Consider the following 17366-nt stretch of genomic DNA (forward strand, 5'->3'; position numbering starts at 1 on the left):
CCTGGCTTCAGAATCTGCTGTGTGAAAAATTATTGACACAACTTTAGTATTTTAGAGGAGATTTATGACAAGTAAGCCGGAACGCGTGGTACTGATTGGAGTAGCCGGAGACTCTGGTTGCGGTAAATCTACGTTTTTGCGTCGTTTGATAGATTTGTTTGGTGAAGATTTAATGACAGTCATCTGCTTGGATGACTATCACTCGTTGGATCGCAAACAGCGCAAAGAAACGGGGATAACGGCGCTAGACCCCAGGGCGAACAATTTTGACCTGATGTATGAGCAAATTAAAGCGCTCAAAAGTGGTCAAGCTATTGATAAGCCGATTTACAACCACGAAACCGGCTTGATCGATCCGCCAGAGCGGGTAGAGCCGAATCACATTATAGTTGTTGAAGGGCTGCATCCTTTATATGATGAGCGGGTGCGATCGCTAATCGACTTCAGTGTTTATTTTGACATTAGCGATGAGGTCAAAATTGCCTGGAAAATCCAGCGAGATATGGCTGAACGCGGTCATCGCTACGAAGATGTGTTAGCGCAAATCAATTCCCGCAAACCTGACTTTGAAAAGTTTATCGAACCGCAAAGAGAATTCGCCGATGTGGTTCTCCAGGTATTGCCCACAAACTTGATCAAAAACGACACCGAGCGCAGAGTCCTACGGGTACGTATGCTCCAGCGGGAAGGTAAGGAAGGGTTCGATCCAACCTACCTATTTGATGAAGGGTCAACAATTAATTGGACTCCTTGTGGACGCAAGCTGACATGTTCTTATCCTGGTATGCAACTGTACTACGGTTCAGATGTTTACTACGGCCGCTATGTCTCAGTACTAGAGGTGGATGGTCAATTTGACAATTTGGAAGAAGTCATTTACATCGAAACCCATCTCAGCAATACATCCACCAAATATCAGGGTGAATTGACTCACTTGTTACTCCAGCACCGCGAGTATCCAGGTTCCAATAATGGAACTGGTTTCTTCCAAGTGCTTACAGGTTTGAAGATGCGTGCTGCTTATGAGCGGTTGACAGCTACGGAAGCAAAGTTAGCGATTCAGGTTTAAAGCAGCAGTGTTTGTGTCAAAGCTTGTGGGGGCGCTTCCGGGTACCCCCCTTTTTTTGTGTTATTAAATACATTTTAGCTGCAAAATAATTAGCATACATTTATCTTACTTACGGATATTTACCTTATAGTTAGTGGTTTTTATCAATATCAAGAAGATACTAACGACTGAAGTATAAATATTGTTATGATTTCAGAAATTAGTAGTTAAACTAAATACTCACATTTAGTTAACAAAAAAACTCTCGATGGAGGAATTTCCTTTGTCTCGTCGATATCTATTTACCTCTGAGTCAGTCACCGAAGGTCATCCAGATAAAATCTGCGATCAGATTTCTGATACTATTCTGGATGCCCTATTGACACAAGATCCGAGCAGTCGTGTCGCCGCTGAAGTCGTAGTTAATACTGGTTTGGTGCTAATCACTGGTGAAATAACCACCAAAGCTAATGTAAATTTTGTCAATCTCGCCCGGAAAAAAATTGCCGAAATTGGTTATACCAATGCCGACAATGGCTTTTCTGCTAACAGCACCAGCGTTCTGCTGGCTTTAGACGAACAATCACCCGATATTGCCCAAGGCGTTAACACCGCCCAAGAAACCCGCCAGCAAGATAGTGATGAGCTATTCGATAAAATTGGTGCGGGCGATCAAGGTATAATGTTTGGCTTTGCCAGCAACGAAACACCAGAACTGATGCCCTTACCCATCAGTCTCGCCCACCGCATTGCTCGCCGATTGGCAGCAGTTCGTAAAACAGGTGAATTGTCATACCTGCGTCCTGACGGTAAAACCCAAGTAACTGTGGTCTACGAAGATGGACGCCCCGTAGGTATTGATACGATTCTAATTTCCACCCAGCATACAGCCAGTATTGGGGAAATTACGGATGAGGCAGCGGTACAAGCCAAAATTAAACAAGACCTCTGGTCAGCAGTGGTCGAACCTGTTTTTGGCGACATTGACGTTAAACCTAATGACGAAACACGTTTTTTAGTCAACCCCACTGGCAAATTTGTCGTTGGTGGTCCTCAAGGAGACTCTGGTCTGACAGGACGGAAAATAATCGTTGATACCTACGGTGGCTATTCACGTCATGGTGGCGGCGCTTTTTCTGGTAAAGACCCCACGAAAGTAGACCGTTCTGCTGCTTATGCGGCTCGCTATGTCGCGAAAAATATTGTCGCCGCTGGGTTGGCAGAAAAAGTTGAAATCCAACTATCTTATGCTATCGGTGTAGCACGACCAACAAGCATTCTAGTGGATACCTTTGGTACTGGCAAAGTGGATGAAGAAACCTTACTGGAATTAATCAACAAACACTTTGAACTCCGTCCAGCAGGGATTATCCATACCTTCAACTTACGCAACTTACCAAGTGAACGAGGCGGACGTTTTTATCAGGACGTCGCGGCTTACGGTCATTTTGGGCGGGCTGATTTAGACTTGCCTTGGGAACAGACCGATAAAGCCGAATTGTTGAAGCAAGCAGCAAATGAGTCACTTTCGGCAGCAGTTGCTCAGGCACTGACTTAGACTTATACGCTACTGTCAAAACTTAGTTTATCTACATGAGGGTATTGGCAACTTAACAAGTTACAATACCCTTATTTTTTAGTAACCACCTGAATATCGAAAAATAAAACAGGAGTCAGAATTCTAAATTCTGAATACTCTACCCATATTATCCCTCTTCTGTCACTTTCCGGAATAAGCAAGTAGTAAATAAGTTAAATTATCCAGAACCATAACCAGGTTTAAATTGATTCATTGCAGCAATTAAATGATTGAATCCTAGCAATAAGTGTGAATTAGGGAAAATGCTTAACCAGGGATAAATCAACCAAAATAGTAAGAGTGGTTGGATAATTAGACGCAGATTATTTAAAGTATTTTTCCATCCGTATTCGCGGTTCCATTGCGGATGATTAGAAAAATCAACATCACTATTTTCTTCTGCCTCAGTCTCAATTTGACGAGATTGATTTAAGCCTAAGAAGGCGGGAGAATTTAAACTAATCATCGTGTAAACACAAAAAATAATCTCCCACCACCTCTCAATATGTTGGAAATTGGTGAAACGGTAATCTGTCCAGCCTAGTTCCTGTTTACACTGCCGAAAACCATATTCTACCCAGGTTCTTAATCCATATAAGTCGCCTAAAGTTTTCTTGAGATTACCTTGAAGATTTGTCATCACAAAAGAAGTAGAATTTTCTGGCATGGTTTCTGGATCAGTAGTTATTTCCCAGTAAGTTATGGCTCTTTTTTTACCATAAATTATTTCCCTAATGTATCTAACTTCTGATTTTTGATTGCTAAATGTTCTCTCAAATTTACACCATTTATTCGCCCTAACCCTTTCTCCTGCTGGCAACCAAACTCCATGATTACTTCTAATTGATACAACATAAGCTAAATTATATTCAGCTATTTTTCTAATAAATTGACTACTTTCACCATATAAGCTATCAGCCAGTACTAATTCAATATTAAACCCTGATTCAATTAGCTCTGTAATAATTTCTGATGCTAACTCTATTTTCGTTTTGTATTTATCTGACTCCTTTAGTGTTCCTTTTGGTTTAAATACTTTTACAATTAATGGAAAAGTTATATTAGAGTAAACTCCATAAGCATTAACTGAAACTATCCCATTATCTATCTTCCCCACGCTTCCCAAATATTGTCTAGCCACACAATCAGTCTTTTTACCTTTTTTTCTATCTCCGGTTTCATCTATGACTACTGTAATTGCTTGACCATCTAATTCTTTCTTCAATCTATTTAATCTTCGTTGTTTTAACTTATTTACTGACCAATCTGAATTGGCTAGAAAATGATGTAATGACTGAGCTGAGTTAATACTTACAACTTTCGCTATCTCTGGTAATGATTTTCTTTGAATTTGGGACATTATTCCCAGATGTAAATATTTGAAGCACTCATAATTTCTTACTTCTCTAAACAGGTCTTTATACTCTGCACAATATTCATCTATGGTGGCAACTGTTGGGTGAGCATCTCTTGCCAAATGTTTCAAGATTTGTAATTCTACATCCATTGACCTACTTACCTTTCAGGGTTTTATTTTTGGCGTTGCATAATGGCGGTATGAATTGAGGTAAAACTGGATGGAATGTCCGCGTTGTGGGTCGTCTCATATCCGTAAGAACGGAAATAAAAGAGGTAAACAGAATCACATTTGCTGTAATTGCGATCGCCAATTTATTGATCGGTACGAACCACCTCAAGGATACAGTGATGAAGTGAAACGGGAATGCCTGAAAATGTACGTTAATGGTATGGGATTTCGTGGCATTGAACGGGTCAAAGGTGTGCATCACACGACATTGATTACTTGGGTAAAACTTGTAGGAGAACTGCTACCTGATGTTTATGATCCAGAGACAATTCCAGAAGTTGGCGAACTCGATGAACTAGAAACGTTCGTCGGCTCAAAAAAAACAAAGTTTGGCTTTGGACAGCAGTGAACCACTTCACACAAGGTATTTTAGCGTGGGTTTTGGGCGACCATAGCGCCGAAACTTTTCGACCGTTATGGGATATTGTAGGTACTTGGCAGTGCTATTTCTATGTCACGGATGGATGGTTGGTCTATCCAGGCTTTATTCCAGAGGGCGACCAGATTGTGAGCAAGACTTACATGACACGAGTTGAGGGGGAAAACACCCGGTTGCGCCACTATCTCGCTCGATTGCATCGAAAAACGCTATGTTATTCCAAATCAGCACAAATGCTGAAATACTCGATTCGATTGCTACTTCACTATCTCAAGTTTTGGGATGTTCCAGTTTCAGTATGATTCATACCGCCATTATGCAACGCCTTATTTTTTTATTCTTTTATTCAGAATACCCGGAAAGTGACAGAAGAGGGATAGTTCAGGGTCCCGGAGACTTGTTGACAAATGACCAATACTTCTCTTACGAGAGGCTGCGCCCGAAGCGAAGCTATGCCGCAGGCTTTACGACTACGCGGTAGTTGAGCGCAGTCGAAACTCAGTACAAGTGACAAATGACCAATGACAAATGACTAAATCCAAAAATAAGTCAGGATGAGAGTCAGGACAGTTAACGGTAGACCAAAACGTAGATGTTCCCAGAATGATAACTGATAACCAAGTTTTGCAACAGCCTCAGCAACAATTAAATTAGCAACTGAACCTAATAAAGTTAGATTACCTGCTAAGGTAGATCCTGCTGCTAATAGTAACCAGGTTTTCGTGTCTGGATGGGGAAGTAAATGTTGTAGTAATAATACTGCTGGAACATTAGAAACTAAATTTGAAAGCAGAGCAGTAATTCCTAATATGCTCAAGGGAGTATAAACTAAACCGCTAAATAAATTCAATATTCCTAATTTTTCTACTCCAGCGGTAACAACAAATAGTCCAGAAAACATCACCAATAAATCCCAATCTACTTTATTTAAAACTCGTTGCGGTTTGATTCGCCTAGTAATAAACAGTAAACTGGCAGCTACGAGTGTTGCTTGGGCTGGGGGTATGCCAATTAAGAATGTAAATAATAGTCCTCCTGTTATCAATAGGCTTTTAGTAAGCAACGGTTTAAATATGCGGTAACGCACTGGGGTTACACTCGGACAAGACTTAGTAGAACGGACATCAGGATAAAGCCACCACAATAACGCAATTTGGATCAACAAACTTACTAATGCGATGGGAGTCAATGCTTTCGCAAAATCGAGATAGCTGATACCAGAAAACGAACCAATTAGAATATTTTGTGGATTGCCACTTAATGTAGCTACTGAACCCAGATTAGTTGCTCCCGCCAAAGCAAGTAAGTAAGGAATCGGATTGAGGTTCAAAGTTTGGGTTAAACCGAGAACCAAAGGAGTCAAAATTAGAGCGATGGTATCGTTCAGAAAAAAAGCCGAGAGAATTCCACTGCCAAAAGTTAAAACAATTAGCAAACCCAAAGGGCTACGGGTAAAGTGTGTAACTGTATCAAGGGTTAGCTGGAAAAAACCAGCGTAAGCTAAGTTTGTGCTGATTACCATCATGCCAAACAGGAAAATCAGCGTTTTATAGTCTATTGCTTGCCATGCTTCTTTGAGGTCTAATACCCCGAATGCCATCAGCAAAGCTGCACCAACTAAAGCAATACTGGCTCGGTTCATCCGCAAACCAGGGAGATATCCTAAACCCAAACCTATATAAGTCAGCCCAATGATGATGGATTTGAAAACAATCATGATTTCGCTAGATTCTTTTGATTTGATGCCTTTCTATTAACTCCTGTTTTTGTTTCAGGTACACAGAACCAAAAAACTGCCAAAGCCACAACTGCGTAGGCATAGCCCGCAGCAGGCATCGCTGCTAGAATCAAAAAACCAACATTGTAACCAGCACCAACACCAATGGTAGTGTTGAGCATCCCTACATTNNTAGTCAAATAAGTTACCATTGACACGGAAATCACACCCAAAATCTAGCCTTGCGCGTAATAAATTAACCTGCTAAAGCAGCGAGAGTTGCAGCTAGCAGATTACCTGCATGGTTAAATGTTTAATTACAACCTATTCACCTATCTAACCCTCTTTTTTATTAATAAATCCTGATATATATAGCTTTGACGAGAAAAGCACCTAAGCAGGAAATTAATGAAAAAGAATAATTCGTCTGCACTAAAGCCTACAACTACAAGCTTGCAAGTTCGTCGTTTCCGATTATCCTTTCTCTACGCCGTGCCAATTGGGGTATTAGGCGGGCTGATTGGCTTAGGAGGTGCAGAGTTTCGACTGCCAGTCCTGGCTGGCACATTGAACTATTCAGTGCGGCAGGCCATACCTTTGAACCTAGCTGTCAGCTTGATTACGATCGCTGCTTCTCTGACAATCCGGGGCAGTACACTTTCTTTGAGTCAAGTTATTCCATTACTTCCTGTGGTTTTCTCCTTGATAACTGGAGCGGTTATCACAGCCTTTTTCGGGGCAGCGATCGCAGGAAGGCTCTCAAACGAACAGCTTGAGCGCATCATCTTAATGTTATTAGTAGTGATTGGTATTGCCCTAATAGTCGAGGGTTTTCTACCTCAACAAATACCAGCTTTTTTACCGCCTGCTTTAAGTTGGCGTATTCCAGCAGGTATTTTATTTGGTCTAGCAATTGGGCTGGTAAGCAGTTTACTTGGGGTTGCAGGGGGTGAAGTGATCATCCCAACACTTGTTTTTGCTTTTGGTGCAGATATTAAAACAGCAGGTACAGCCAGTCTTATCGTTAGCTTACCAACTGTACTAGTAGGGGTTATCAAATATGCTAGTCGAGGTGCATTTGCAGATCGTACACTCTTGGGCAATACTATAGCGCCGATGGGAGTTGGCTCGGTGATTGGAGCCATAATCGGAGGAATGCTTGTCGGTATTGTTCCACCAAGGATACTAAAGGTAACACTAGGGATAATTTTGAATATATCGGCGTTTCGGGTCTTTCACAAAGTAAAGTCTTCTAATGGGAAATAACAAAGCTTTTCAGATTTTGATTGCACTTTTTGTGTAGATATCGGCCACAATGCCCATAAGAAACCCCCTCTGCTTTTACCATAGTAAAGTGATTACAGCGCAGAGGGGTTTCATTTATTTTAATATTTTTGTAGAGGCAGGTTTTAAGGATAATTCTCGCAAAAAACTAGTTTATTTGATTTAAAACCCGCCAAAACCTATGTTGTATTGATTTTTACCTGTGTACTCAGTTGGGTCTATTTCCAATCGGGAATTTGAGCGTCTTCTCCACCAATCCCAATTCCAGTGTTAAATATTTCCGCATCAGTAAGATTTAGATCGTTCATTGATGCTTGATACACATTAGAATCGTGAATTGTAGCACGAGTAAAATTTACTCCGTTGAGATTAACTTGCTTCAAATTCACATTGGTTACATAAGCAGATGTTAGGTTAGCACCTGCCAAGTTTGCACCAGTTAAGTCAGCACCTTCGAGGTTAGCTCCTACAAGGTTAGCTCCTTGGAGTTTCGAGCCTCTCAAATCAGCACCAATCAAATGAGCGCCACTGAGGTTAGCTCCTGATAGATCGCACTTAACACATTCCCCAGTTGAAAGCAGCTTTTGTAAATCCTGTGGATTCTCAGCTCTAACCGAGCTAGCAAAAAATAGGGGAGTTGCTAAGGCAATGGCCGCTAATAGCTGGAGTTTCATAATTTTCCCCCTTAATAATCAAGTTGCGTCCGTTCTGTCCCTCACAGCTCTATTATCTCACTAAACTTCGTGAGGTCAATCTCTCTTGTGACAATCTATCTCCTGACAAGTTAATTGTGATCTGAAACACAGATAAAAGTGATGTCAAAAATGCCATTAATTCCGATTTTTTGGCTATTTTTACCAAAAATTTCTCAAAAAATGCCAGTATTAAATTACTATTAAATCTTTTTAAAATAAAAAACTGGCGCTACTTCTCTATAGATAGTTAGAGAAGTATTTATACTTATCAATTGATGATTCAGTTTAATTCCTCAGAAATTCTCGCATATATTGATTAACCAATTCCGGCTGTTCTTGCTGCACCCAATGACCACAATTTGGAATGTACTTGATTTGGAAATTCCTGACATAGGCTCCGGTGTCGTCGGTTAGCTCTTTGCCGAGTGCAGGGTCATTTTCTCCCCAAATCATCAGTGTTGGCACTTTCAGAACGCCCCAATTTGGATTAAGCATTCTCTGCTGAAAAACATTCCGGTAGTAGTTCAACATTGCTGTGAGGGCACCGCGTTTTGCAGCAGCATTTTTATATGCGTCAATATCGGCTTGAGTGAAAGCACTCTTGTTAACTGCTGTACCTTTAAAAATTGTTTCAATTGCTTGGTAGCCTGAAAATTGTAAGAATAATTCTGGCATCCAGGGTAGTTGAAAAAGGAAGATATAGTAACTTCGCTGCAACTGTTGGAGAGTGCGTAACCCTTGGGCAAATTTGGCAGGATGAGGCAGGTTAAGAATAATTAATTGTTCTAACATTTCGGGGTGAGTGTATGCAAAATTCCAAGCGATCGCACCTCCCCAATCATGTCCAACTAATACACACTTTTGGTATCCTAATCCTTTAATTACTCCCTCAATATCTTTGATAAATTCATCCATTACATAAGCTGATTGCTCATTTGGTTTATCACTATCGTTGTAGCCACGCAAGTCAAGGGCGACGACTTTAAAGTTTTGGGCAAATTCTGGTATTTGATGCCGCCAAGAGTACCAAAACTCAGGAAACCCATGCAACATCAACATTAAAGGACCTTCACCTTGGGTAACGTAATGTAGTTTTGCCCCATTGGTAGTTATATATTCGTGTTTACAATAAGTTTCTATTAGAGACATAATTAATCCAAATTTAGCATTAAAAAATACTAAATAATAATACTGTACTTAGCAACTGTAATATTATTTTGAGCAGCCTCACATCTATTGAAAGACAGTATTACGATAGTGCTTTTTTGCAAAAATATTAGACAATTTGTCTTGAGGTAGATGTGAATCGTGGGTAAATTTTGATAAAAGGTAAATAATAATAATTCTTCCCAACTACCATGACACAACAGTTGACAAACCATGCTTCATTGTGGGTTGAGCGACTGGGACGATTTGGCTATCTTTCCAAAGGAGTAGTTTACGGTATCGTTGGACTACTGGCAGCACAAGTGGCTTTTGGCAGTGGTGGTAAAACAACTGATACCCAAGGTGCTCTCCAAACAATCGTTAACCAACCATTTGGTCAATTTTTGCTGGCTTTAGTTGCAATTGGCTTGATTGGATACGTAATCTGGCGTTTTGTACAGGCAATTAAAGACCCAGAAAATAAAGGTAATGATGCCAAAGGTTTAGCAATACGAATTGGTTACGCAGTTAATGGCTTGATTTATGCAAGTTTAGCCTTAAGTGCTGTACAAATCGTTATGGGTACAGGCAGCGGTAAAAATAGTAGTGATTCTACTGAAGATTCGACAGCACGTTTGCTTTCTCAACCCTTTGGTGAATGGTTAGTTGGAACTGTGGGGGCGTTTGTAATTGCTCTAGGTTTCTATCAGTTTTATCAAGCTTTTAGTGGCAAATTTCGTAAAGAACTCAATTTAACTGAATTAAGCAACACAGAAGCCCAATGGGTAATGAGGATTTCCAGATTTGGTTTAGCAGCACGGGGTATAGTATTTTGTATTATCGGTTGGTTTTTAATTGAAGCTGCAAGACAATCAAACGCCGCTACCGCTGAAGGTTTGGATGAAGTATTACAGACGCTAGCGCAACAGCCTAATGGAGCATGGCTTTTGGGTATTGTGGCACTAGGTTTAGTTGCCTATGGGATTTACACAATAATACAGGCGCGGTATCGTCGGCTAGTCAATGTTTAGATGGTGCAGTGTCGAGAATTTCAATTTATCAAACAGAATTCAGGAGTCAGAATTCAGTTGGGTATTCTGTACGATTGGCGGACGAATAATCGGGTTTAAAACCCCTACAAAACAAGAAAATTTAGTCTACTAATTGATTCGGACTCCTGAATTGTGACTCCTGAATTCTTCTTCAAAGAAATGGCAATAATAGAAACCCGTGGTATTTGGCTGACTACTACTGATAGTAAGGTTCTCAGGTCAAAGCAAGGCATTGCTGAGGCGATGGATTTGCTCGCCGAAACGGGATTTAATGTGGTGTTTCCCGTTGTTTGGAATAAGGCAGTAACTTTATATCCTAGTCAAATAATGCAGCAGACATTTGGAGTCGAAATTGACCCGATGTCTGTAGACCGTGACCCTTTAGAAGAGGTGGTAGTTGAGGCGCGGCGAGTTGGGTTGAAAGTCATTCCTTGGTTTGAATACGGTTTTGCCAGTTCCTACAATTTGAATGGTGGTGTACTTTTACAGAAAAAACCGGAATGGGCTGCACGTGATTGTAACGGCAACTTACTGAAGAAAAACGGCTTTGAGTGGTTGAATGCCCTCGATGCACAGGTGCAAGAATTCTTGTTGAACTTGGTACTGGAAGTTGTAAAGAATTATGATGTGGATGGTGTTCAAGGAGACGATCGCTTGCCAGCATTACCCTCTGAAGGTGGCTATGATGAGGGAACTGTCAGCCGCTATTGCCAGGAATTTAATCGCAATCCACCACAGAACCACAAGGATAGGCAATGGTTACAGTGGCGTGCAGATATTCTCAGTGAGTTTTTGGCGCGTCTCTACCAGGAAGTGAAAGCGGTGAATCCTAATTTATTAGTAGCGATCGCACCTAATATCTATGATTGGGCATTCCAGGAATATCTGCAAGATTCACCCACATGGCTGAAGCGGGGAATTGTTGATATGATTCAGCCGCAGATTTATCGCCGTGACTTTAGGAGTTACGCTGCGATCGCTGATAAACTGGTAAACCAGCAGTTCACAGATGCGATACTGCCCAAGTTAGCACCAGGAATACTGATGAAGCTTGGCTCTTACTGTATTAGTTCAGAATATCTGGTGCAGGCAATTGAATACAATCGTCAACTTGGCATTCAAGGAGAGGTATTCTTTTTTTACGAAGGTTTGCGCGAAAATAATAATACCCTAGCTAAAGTTTTGCGAAATGGGCCTTACGCTAAATCTGCATCATTTCCCACTCTGTCAGATTTGAGTGCGGGTGGTGTGAGTCACAAGAAAACATCTTCTATTTGGCCAGGGTTGCAAAGGGTGTTAAAAAAGATTTTTTAAGGGAAAAGGCGCGTGGAATCTCAATTTTCGGTGGAACATGTAATTAAGACTTTAAAAGAGGATTTACCGACACTTTTTGAAAAAGATATTTCATATCAAATTTATACACAGGATATCTATTTTCAAGATCCGGTGAATACATTCAAATACAAATTTAATTATCGCATTATATTTTGGACTTTACGATTTCACGCTCGGCTATTTTTTACCCAAATTCACTTTGATGTACATGAGGTTTATCAGTCAGCCGAAGACACGATTTTAGCAAAGTGGACGGTGCGGGGAGTGTTGCGCGTTCCCTGGAAAGCAGGGTTGCTTTTTAATGGCTATTCAACATATAAACTCAATCAAGATAATTTGATATACGAGCATATCGACACCTGGGATAGAAAGCCAGGGGAGATTTTACGGCAGTTTTGGCAAAGGGAAGGAGATAGTTAGTCAGCTATTATATAGCGGTTCTCAGTTGAGTGAGGTACAAGAACCCCACCCCCAACTCCCCCGCTCTTCGAGAGGGGACTATGATGTACCTCATGTGATTAGTAAACGCGATAACTCAGGTAAAAGGCTTAAGGGACTTCCAGAAAATAAATTATCCAATTTACTCAGATAATATTTTTCTTTCTCCCCCTGCCCCCCGGTTACTGAGCGTAGTCGTTGGCGCAGCCTCTCGTAGAGAAGTATGCTCCCCTGCCTAGACAGCGATGGGATATTTTTTTAGTTGGAAGTCCCTAATTCCACCTTTTACCCTTGGCTTAAAAATATTAAGATGCAGACAGAAAAGTCTATTTACAAACGATTACGAACCTTGCAAAAGGTCATTAATTGAACTTATAAGTAGTTCAACTTAATTAAACGTAAAACGCTCAACTTGATACTGACCTTGCTTGGCTCTATGATTTATACCATCCATAATAGCGATCGCTAACTCATATTCATCTTCAAAAACTTGACCAGCAAGCTCGTCACGCTTGAGATGTAACCATTCATCTTCAATGGACTTCCAAATAAAAAAATATTCAATTAACTCCTGTGGAGTGGGCGACACGAGAGCCATATCGACTGGGCGCTCATGTTGCCCACCCCACAATATTGAATAATTTATTTCTTGGAGTTCCCTAACTCAAATAATCACTATTATAGGATGGGCGTCTTGCTCCTCCCTGAGCTTTTAGGCTGCAATCAATTTGCGCTATGAACTGATGTTAAACAGATGAGAATTGATGCATGATTGGTAATTAGATGAGTTGGGGCTACCAATTTAGGAGCAAAGTAACACATCTAAAACACTGTCACTGTCAACTGTTTGCAATGAAGTATCAAGTTGGAGACAAGTTTTTACAAGAACTGCCACTGATTTTAGGNGGGCCAATCCTCAAACATACTGAGCCAGAGTCTGTGACAGTATGGGTGGCACTAAAACAATCTTGTCAGGTAGAACTTAAGGTTTATGACACAACAAATGATGGTGAAGCAATAGGAAATTGCTTCTTGGAGGGAGAACGCTCTACCTTTGCTCTGGGTAAGTATCTTCATGTAGTTGCCATCACGGCTCGCTCTACAATTGGACATCGCCTAACTGGAGGTCGCATCTATGCATACGACCTCCAGTTTACTGTTCCTGACCAAACCACGGAAACTCTGCAACAAGCATTATGTTCAAACTCCTCTCCTACAGTTAGCATCAGCTACTTCGATCATCAAAAACCAACCTTTGCTCTACCGCCAAACCGTCTTCAAGATTTGCAAATTGTCCATGCTTCCTGCCGTAAACCTCATGGTCATGGGTTTGATGCATTGCCAATTCTCGACAGTATGATTCAGGCGTCAGCAAATCAACCCCAGCACCGCCCTCATCAGCTGTTTCTCACGGGAGATCAAATTTATGGAGATGATGTAGCAGATCCATCGTTGTGGGTTGCCACTACTCTTGGTGATGCCCTCTTGGGTTGGGAAGAACGACTTCCGGTGAATGGAGTGTACTGCACTCCCCAGCAGCTACCACCTGGAGAACGTGCTGATGCTGCGACAACTCAAGCTGGTTTGACCGCAGGGTTACATAATAAAGCTGAGAAAGTCAACAGTCATCTTTTCAGTCTGGGTGAATATTACGCTACTTATTTACTCGCTTGGTCGCCAGTGTGCTGGCCAACAACATTTCCCAAAGGAGAGCAAGTAACACGCGATCGCCATGCTATCAAAGACTGGAATCGCGCAGTTAAGCATTTGCGACAATTTATCTATACTCTTTGGAAAGTGCGCCGCGCCCTTGCCAATATCCCCATGCACAGCATCTTTGATGACCATGATGTTAGTGATGACTGGAATTTGAACCAAGCTTGGTGTTTGCGAGTCCTGGGGCGGCCATTAGGGCGAAGAATAGTCCAAAATGCATTGTTAGCCTATACAGTATTTCAAGGATGGGGCAATACACCAGGGCAATTTGCAGAAGGAAAACCAGGTGAAAAGCTGTTGGCGGCTGCACAAGCTTGGTCAGCTTCTCAAGGAACAGATGCAAAGGCTGATCAGGCGATCGCTCGTTATGTAGGTATGCCAGCCAACGATCCCGCTACAGGTTTACCTGTTTTAGTCCGAGACGGTTCAGTATTTATTCTGGATAGAGATCCTGAAGCGCTGACTTGGCATTACATAGTCCGCAGCGATTGCCATGAAGTAATTGTGCTGGATACACGTACATGGCGGGGTTATCCAGCCGATCAAAAACCAATTGCCCCACCAATGTTATTGTGTCCAAAAGCTTTTGAGCAACAACTAGTTTTACCTTTACAAGAACTAGTTGAACAAACTCAGATTCAAACTACATTTGTGATTGCGCCCACAAATGTATTTGGATTACAAGTGATTGATTGGATTCATCATTGGCACTTAAAACAGGAGAAAGTTTTTTCAACAGATGTTGGAGATGCCTGGAACATTAATGTTGAAGCACTGGCGAAATTTCTAACTACTTTGTTTGAGGAACGTCAACAAGTCGTGATTCTATCTGGGGATATCCACTATAGTTCTGTTGCTCACTTGTCTTATGCACGCACCCATTCCAAATTACAATCCGTCTTGGTACAGTTAACCGCTAGTGCATTGAAGAATGAAGAGATGTTGACGCGGCTGATTCATACACGATTGAAAGATTGGCTCCTCCCAGAACAAGTGCGACATTGGATAGGCTGGAGCAACCCACCCAATATGGTAGAAATTTCCGAGAAACAATTACACCATAATCGCCAACTGCTGAATGACTCTGACTGGCATTGTGTGCTGGAATGGATACCTCGAAACAGCGTTCAGACTTCTACCTACACAGCAGATATATTATCCTTGATAGCTCCTTGGAAACGAGCCGAAAATGCCAAATGGAAATGGTTACAACCCCTGATTTTTTGGAAATCTCGTTGGTTTCAGGAGGGACGAGAGGTAGTTGGATTGAATAATTTAGCTCTAGTTCACTTTGAGTTAGCAGATGAGAGTAATTCTTGCAAAGTTATTCAAGATTTATACTGGTTTTCTTGTTGGTATCCAACCCAAATTGTTTACAGCCGTTTTGAGAGCCAGTTAACGCCCAATCAGTCTTTATTAGAGTACTCTAAGTAAAAAAATACCCAATTGTCATTGTGAGCGAAGCGAAGCAATCTCAGTCTTTGCGATTGCTTCGCTTTGCTCTCTACGAGACGCTACGCGAACGCAATGACGGGTTTTGGATCATTTATTTTTTGGAACACTCTTACGATAACCAGCTTTGCTGTGTGAATGGAAATTTTAGTTGTATATGTAGGCACTCTAGATTAAAGAAACTTACTGGAGAGTGATTTCTGTGTCTACGACCCCAATTAGTGCAACATTGGCACAAACAGACAGAGATGCTGTGTTGCAAGCGATCGCCACCATTAAAGAAAATCTACCATTTTTGGTTGATTCCGAAGCTGCTATGATGCCATATAAAGCAAGCTTTAGTGGGGATATCCTGGAGGTTTGAGATGATTATCCCGATTTTAGATATGCGTCTATTCCGAGAAAAAGAATGGTTATTTAGCCTACTGGTAATATCTCTATTTCTATGGCTGATATTTTTGGGAAACTCCCCTTTGCGAGATTGGGATGAAGGTACTGTGGCACAGGTTGCCCGTGAAATTTGGCGTGCCCCATTTGGTTCAATGCATTGGCTTTACCCCACCTTGGGAGGAGAACCTTATCATAATAAGCCACCCCTGATGCACTTATTAATTGCTTGGACTTACTCGATCGCAGGCGTGAATGAGTGGACAACACGTCTACCGGGTGCAGTGTTAACTGCCTTGGGAGTGCCTTTGCTTTACTTGGTGGGATGTTTGCTTTTTAACCAAAGTTTACCAGCTCTGTTTAGCGCTTTAGTTTACCTGACAATGTTGCCTGTGCTGCGTCACGGAAGGCTAGCAATGCTAGATGGTACAACTATTACCTTTTTCTTGCTGCTGTTATTTTGTTTGCTAAAAGCACGTCAGAATCGTCGGTATGCTCTAGGTGTGGGATTTTGTCTAGGGTTAATCACTCTCACGAAAGGGATGATAGTTTTGCCGCTAGGAGCGATCGCTTGTTTATTCCTGATTGCAGATCGGCAGTTTGCTTTGTTAACAAGCCCTTATTTATTAGTGGGAATGTTATTAGGAAATGCACCTGCGATCGCTTGGTTTGCTGCTCAATGGCAACATTATGGCGAAACTTTCTTCCAAGTGAACTTTCAAACACAAACCTTTGATCGCCTTACACAACCTGTTGAAGGTCATAGTGGCCCACCCTGGTACTATTTAATTGAGTTAATTAAGTATAGTTTTCCCTGGCTATTATTTTTAACAGGAGGTTTTTATTTAGCTTGGAAAAAACGTCATACTTCCTGGGGAAGTTTAATTATTATTGGCACAATCATTTATTTAGGAACTATCTCTTTAATGAGAACTAAGCTCCCGTGGTATGTTATGCCTGTATATCCATTTTTAGCTTTGGCAATTGGTGCTAAACTTAGCGACATTTGGCAGTATGGTCATTTTAAGGTGCGAAGTTTGACAATATTTCTGGCTATTATCGCTATTGCTGGTTTAGGAGGTTGTGTTTACTTTATTCTTGCAAAGAAAGAGCCTACTTTAATAATCATGAGTATTGTTTTGGCAATAAGTATGAGCATCGCAGTATGGTTAATTAGACAACGCGATCGCAACTTTATTCCAGTGTTATTTTCTGGGATGTACTTAGTTTTAGCACTGTTAATGAGTTCGCAATCATGGATTTGGGAATTAAAGGAAGCTTTTCCAGTTAAACCAGTAGCAGAATTAATTCGAGCAAATGTTTCACCAGGAACACAAATTTACACTTCTTTTGCTTATAATCGTCCGAGTTTGAACTTTTATAGCGATCGCAAGGTAACTGCTGCGACTGTGCCAATTTTACAACAAATGTTATCTAATAAATCTTATTTGCTATTAGACGATGCGGCTTTACAGCAAATCGATTTAACTGGTAGTAAAATTATAGGAGTAGCCAACGGTTTTACTCTGATTACTAAAAATTAATTATCC

At 41.1% G+C, this 17366-nt stretch carries 15 protein-coding genes; 9 read left to right on the forward strand and 6 right to left on the reverse strand.

Features of this window, described 5'->3' with window-relative positions; genetic code table 11:
• Positions 1 to 64 precede the first annotated feature (64 nt).
• Positions 65 to 1069, forward strand: coding sequence for a phosphoribulokinase (locus QUD05_RS13015; protein WP_289796420.1), 1005 nt, complete (start codon positions 65 to 67; stop codon positions 1067 to 1069).
• Positions 1070 to 1331: 262 nt separating this feature from the next.
• Positions 1332 to 2606 carry a methionine adenosyltransferase gene (gene metK, locus QUD05_RS13020; protein WP_289796421.1) on the forward strand — a complete coding sequence of 425 codons (1275 nt, stop codon included), beginning with the start codon at positions 1332 to 1334 and terminating at the stop codon, positions 2604 to 2606.
• 199 nt (positions 2607 to 2805) lie between these two features.
• Here metK and QUD05_RS13025 read toward each other — a convergent pair whose 3' ends face one another.
• Positions 2806 to 4134, reverse strand: a complete 1329-nt coding sequence (locus QUD05_RS13025; protein WP_289796422.1) for an IS701 family transposase — start codon at positions 4132 to 4134, stop codon at positions 2806 to 2808.
• 70 nt (positions 4135 to 4204) lie between these two features.
• Here QUD05_RS13025 and QUD05_RS13030 point away from each other — a divergent pair.
• A protein-coding gene (locus QUD05_RS13030; protein WP_289794349.1) for an IS1 family transposase occupies positions 4205 to 4896 on the forward strand; the annotation gives its coding sequence in 2 pieces (ribosomal slippage) (positions 4205 to 4529 and positions 4529 to 4896; 693 coding nt in all).
• A gap of 230 nt (positions 4897 to 5126) precedes the next feature.
• Here QUD05_RS13030 and QUD05_RS13035 read toward each other — a convergent pair.
• Together QUD05_RS13035 and QUD05_RS13040 are read right to left on the reverse strand one after the other, a co-directional pair.
• A complete protein-coding gene (locus QUD05_RS13035; protein WP_289796423.1) occupies positions 5127 to 6311 on the reverse strand; it encodes an anion transporter in 1185 nt (394 codons plus the stop codon).
• Positions 6308 to 6493: a hypothetical protein gene (locus tag QUD05_RS13040; protein WP_289796424.1), complete on the reverse strand. Its 186-nt coding sequence runs from the start codon at positions 6491 to 6493 to the stop codon at positions 6308 to 6310. The genes QUD05_RS13035 and QUD05_RS13040 overlap by 4 nt, the downstream gene beginning before the upstream one ends.
• Before the next feature lie 226 nt (positions 6494 to 6719).
• Between QUD05_RS13040 and QUD05_RS13045 the strand changes: the two genes are divergently transcribed.
• Positions 6720 to 7577 (forward strand): sulfite exporter TauE/SafE family protein, encoded by an 858-nt coding sequence (locus QUD05_RS13045; RefSeq protein ID WP_289796425.1) that lies wholly within the window; start codon positions 6720 to 6722, stop codon positions 7575 to 7577.
• A 236-nt stretch (positions 7578 to 7813) separates the two neighbouring features.
• On the opposite strand, the gene QUD05_RS13050 is transcribed toward QUD05_RS13045, so the two are convergent.
• Positions 7814 to 8269 carry a pentapeptide repeat-containing protein gene (locus QUD05_RS13050; RefSeq protein ID WP_289796426.1) on the reverse strand — a complete coding sequence of 152 codons (456 nt, stop codon included), beginning with the start codon at positions 8267 to 8269 and terminating at the stop codon, positions 7814 to 7816.
• 306 nt (positions 8270 to 8575) lie between these two features.
• The gene (locus QUD05_RS13055) at positions 8576 to 9439 is read right to left on the reverse strand and encodes an alpha/beta fold hydrolase (RefSeq protein WP_289796427.1); all 864 of its coding nucleotides are present in this window, start codon (positions 9437 to 9439) and stop codon (positions 8576 to 8578) included.
• A gap of 209 nt (positions 9440 to 9648) precedes the next feature.
• Between QUD05_RS13055 and QUD05_RS13060 the strand changes: the two genes are divergently transcribed.
• The 3 genes from QUD05_RS13060 (at position 9649) to QUD05_RS13070 (ending at position 12243) form a co-directional block, all read left to right on the forward strand.
• Positions 9649 to 10467 carry a DUF1206 domain-containing protein gene (locus QUD05_RS13060; RefSeq protein WP_289796428.1) on the forward strand — a complete coding sequence of 273 codons (819 nt, stop codon included), beginning with the start codon at positions 9649 to 9651 and terminating at the stop codon, positions 10465 to 10467.
• A 180-nt stretch (positions 10468 to 10647) separates the two neighbouring features.
• On the forward strand, positions 10648 to 11802 hold the full coding sequence (locus QUD05_RS13065) for a glycoside hydrolase family 10-like protein (protein WP_289799953.1): 1155 nt from the start codon (positions 10648 to 10650) through the stop codon (positions 11800 to 11802).
• Between the two features lie 12 nt (positions 11803 to 11814).
• Positions 11815 to 12243 carry a C6orf136 family protein gene (locus tag QUD05_RS13070; protein ID WP_289796429.1) on the forward strand — a complete coding sequence of 143 codons (429 nt, stop codon included), beginning with the start codon at positions 11815 to 11817 and terminating at the stop codon, positions 12241 to 12243.
• Between the two features lie 406 nt (positions 12244 to 12649).
• On the opposite strand, the gene QUD05_RS13075 is transcribed toward QUD05_RS13070, so the two are convergent.
• The gene (locus QUD05_RS13075) at positions 12650 to 12859 is read right to left on the reverse strand and encodes a hypothetical protein (RefSeq protein WP_289796430.1); all 210 of its coding nucleotides are present in this window, start codon (positions 12857 to 12859) and stop codon (positions 12650 to 12652) included.
• 2772 nt (positions 12860 to 15631) lie between these two features.
• On the opposite strand from QUD05_RS13075, the gene QUD05_RS13085 reads away from it, so the two are divergent.
• Positions 15632 to 15793 (forward strand): hypothetical protein, encoded by a 162-nt coding sequence (locus tag QUD05_RS13085; RefSeq protein WP_289800145.1) that lies wholly within the window; start codon positions 15632 to 15634, stop codon positions 15791 to 15793.
• Positions 15794 to 15815: 22 nt separating this feature from the next.
• Positions 15816 to 17360 carry an ArnT family glycosyltransferase gene (locus tag QUD05_RS13090; protein ID WP_289799954.1) on the forward strand — a complete coding sequence of 515 codons (1545 nt, stop codon included), beginning with the start codon at positions 15816 to 15818 and terminating at the stop codon, positions 17358 to 17360.
• The last annotated feature ends 6 nt before the right edge of the window (positions 17361 to 17366 follow it).

Source organism: Nostoc sp. GT001, from assembly GCF_030382115.1.
Taxonomy (GTDB): domain Bacteria; phylum Cyanobacteriota; class Cyanobacteriia; order Cyanobacteriales; family Nostocaceae; genus Nostoc.

Coding starts and splice junctions, on each gene's coding strand:
- QUD05_RS13015 (WP_289796420.1), top strand. CDS start 65: ATGACAAGTAAGCCGGAACGCGTGGTACTGATTGGAGTAGCCGGAGAC.
- QUD05_RS13065 (WP_289799953.1), top strand. CDS start 10,648: ATGGCAATAATAGAAACCCGTGGTATTTGGCTGACTACTACTGATAGT.
- QUD05_RS13075 (WP_289796430.1), bottom strand. CDS start 12,859: ATGGCTCTCGTGTCGCCCACTCCACAGGAGTTAATTGAATATTTTTTT.
- QUD05_RS13055 (WP_289796427.1), bottom strand. CDS start 9,439: ATGTCTCTAATAGAAACTTATTGTAAACACGAATATATAACTACCAAT.
- QUD05_RS13025 (WP_289796422.1), bottom strand. CDS start 4,134: ATGGATGTAGAATTACAAATCTTGAAACATTTGGCAAGAGATGCTCAC.
- QUD05_RS13035 (WP_289796423.1), bottom strand. CDS start 6,311: ATGATTGTTTTCAAATCCATCATCATTGGGCTGACTTATATAGGTTTG.
- QUD05_RS13090 (WP_289799954.1), top strand. CDS start 15,816: ATGCGTCTATTCCGAGAAAAAGAATGGTTATTTAGCCTACTGGTAATA.
- QUD05_RS13060 (WP_289796428.1), top strand. CDS start 9,649: ATGACACAACAGTTGACAAACCATGCTTCATTGTGGGTTGAGCGACTG.
- QUD05_RS13045 (WP_289796425.1), top strand. CDS start 6,720: ATGAAAAAGAATAATTCGTCTGCACTAAAGCCTACAACTACAAGCTTG.
- QUD05_RS13050 (WP_289796426.1), bottom strand. CDS start 8,269: ATGAAACTCCAGCTATTAGCGGCCATTGCCTTAGCAACTCCCCTATTT.
- QUD05_RS13040 (WP_289796424.1), bottom strand. CDS start 6,493: ATGCTCAACACTACCATTGGTGTTGGTGCTGGTTACAATGTTGGTTTT.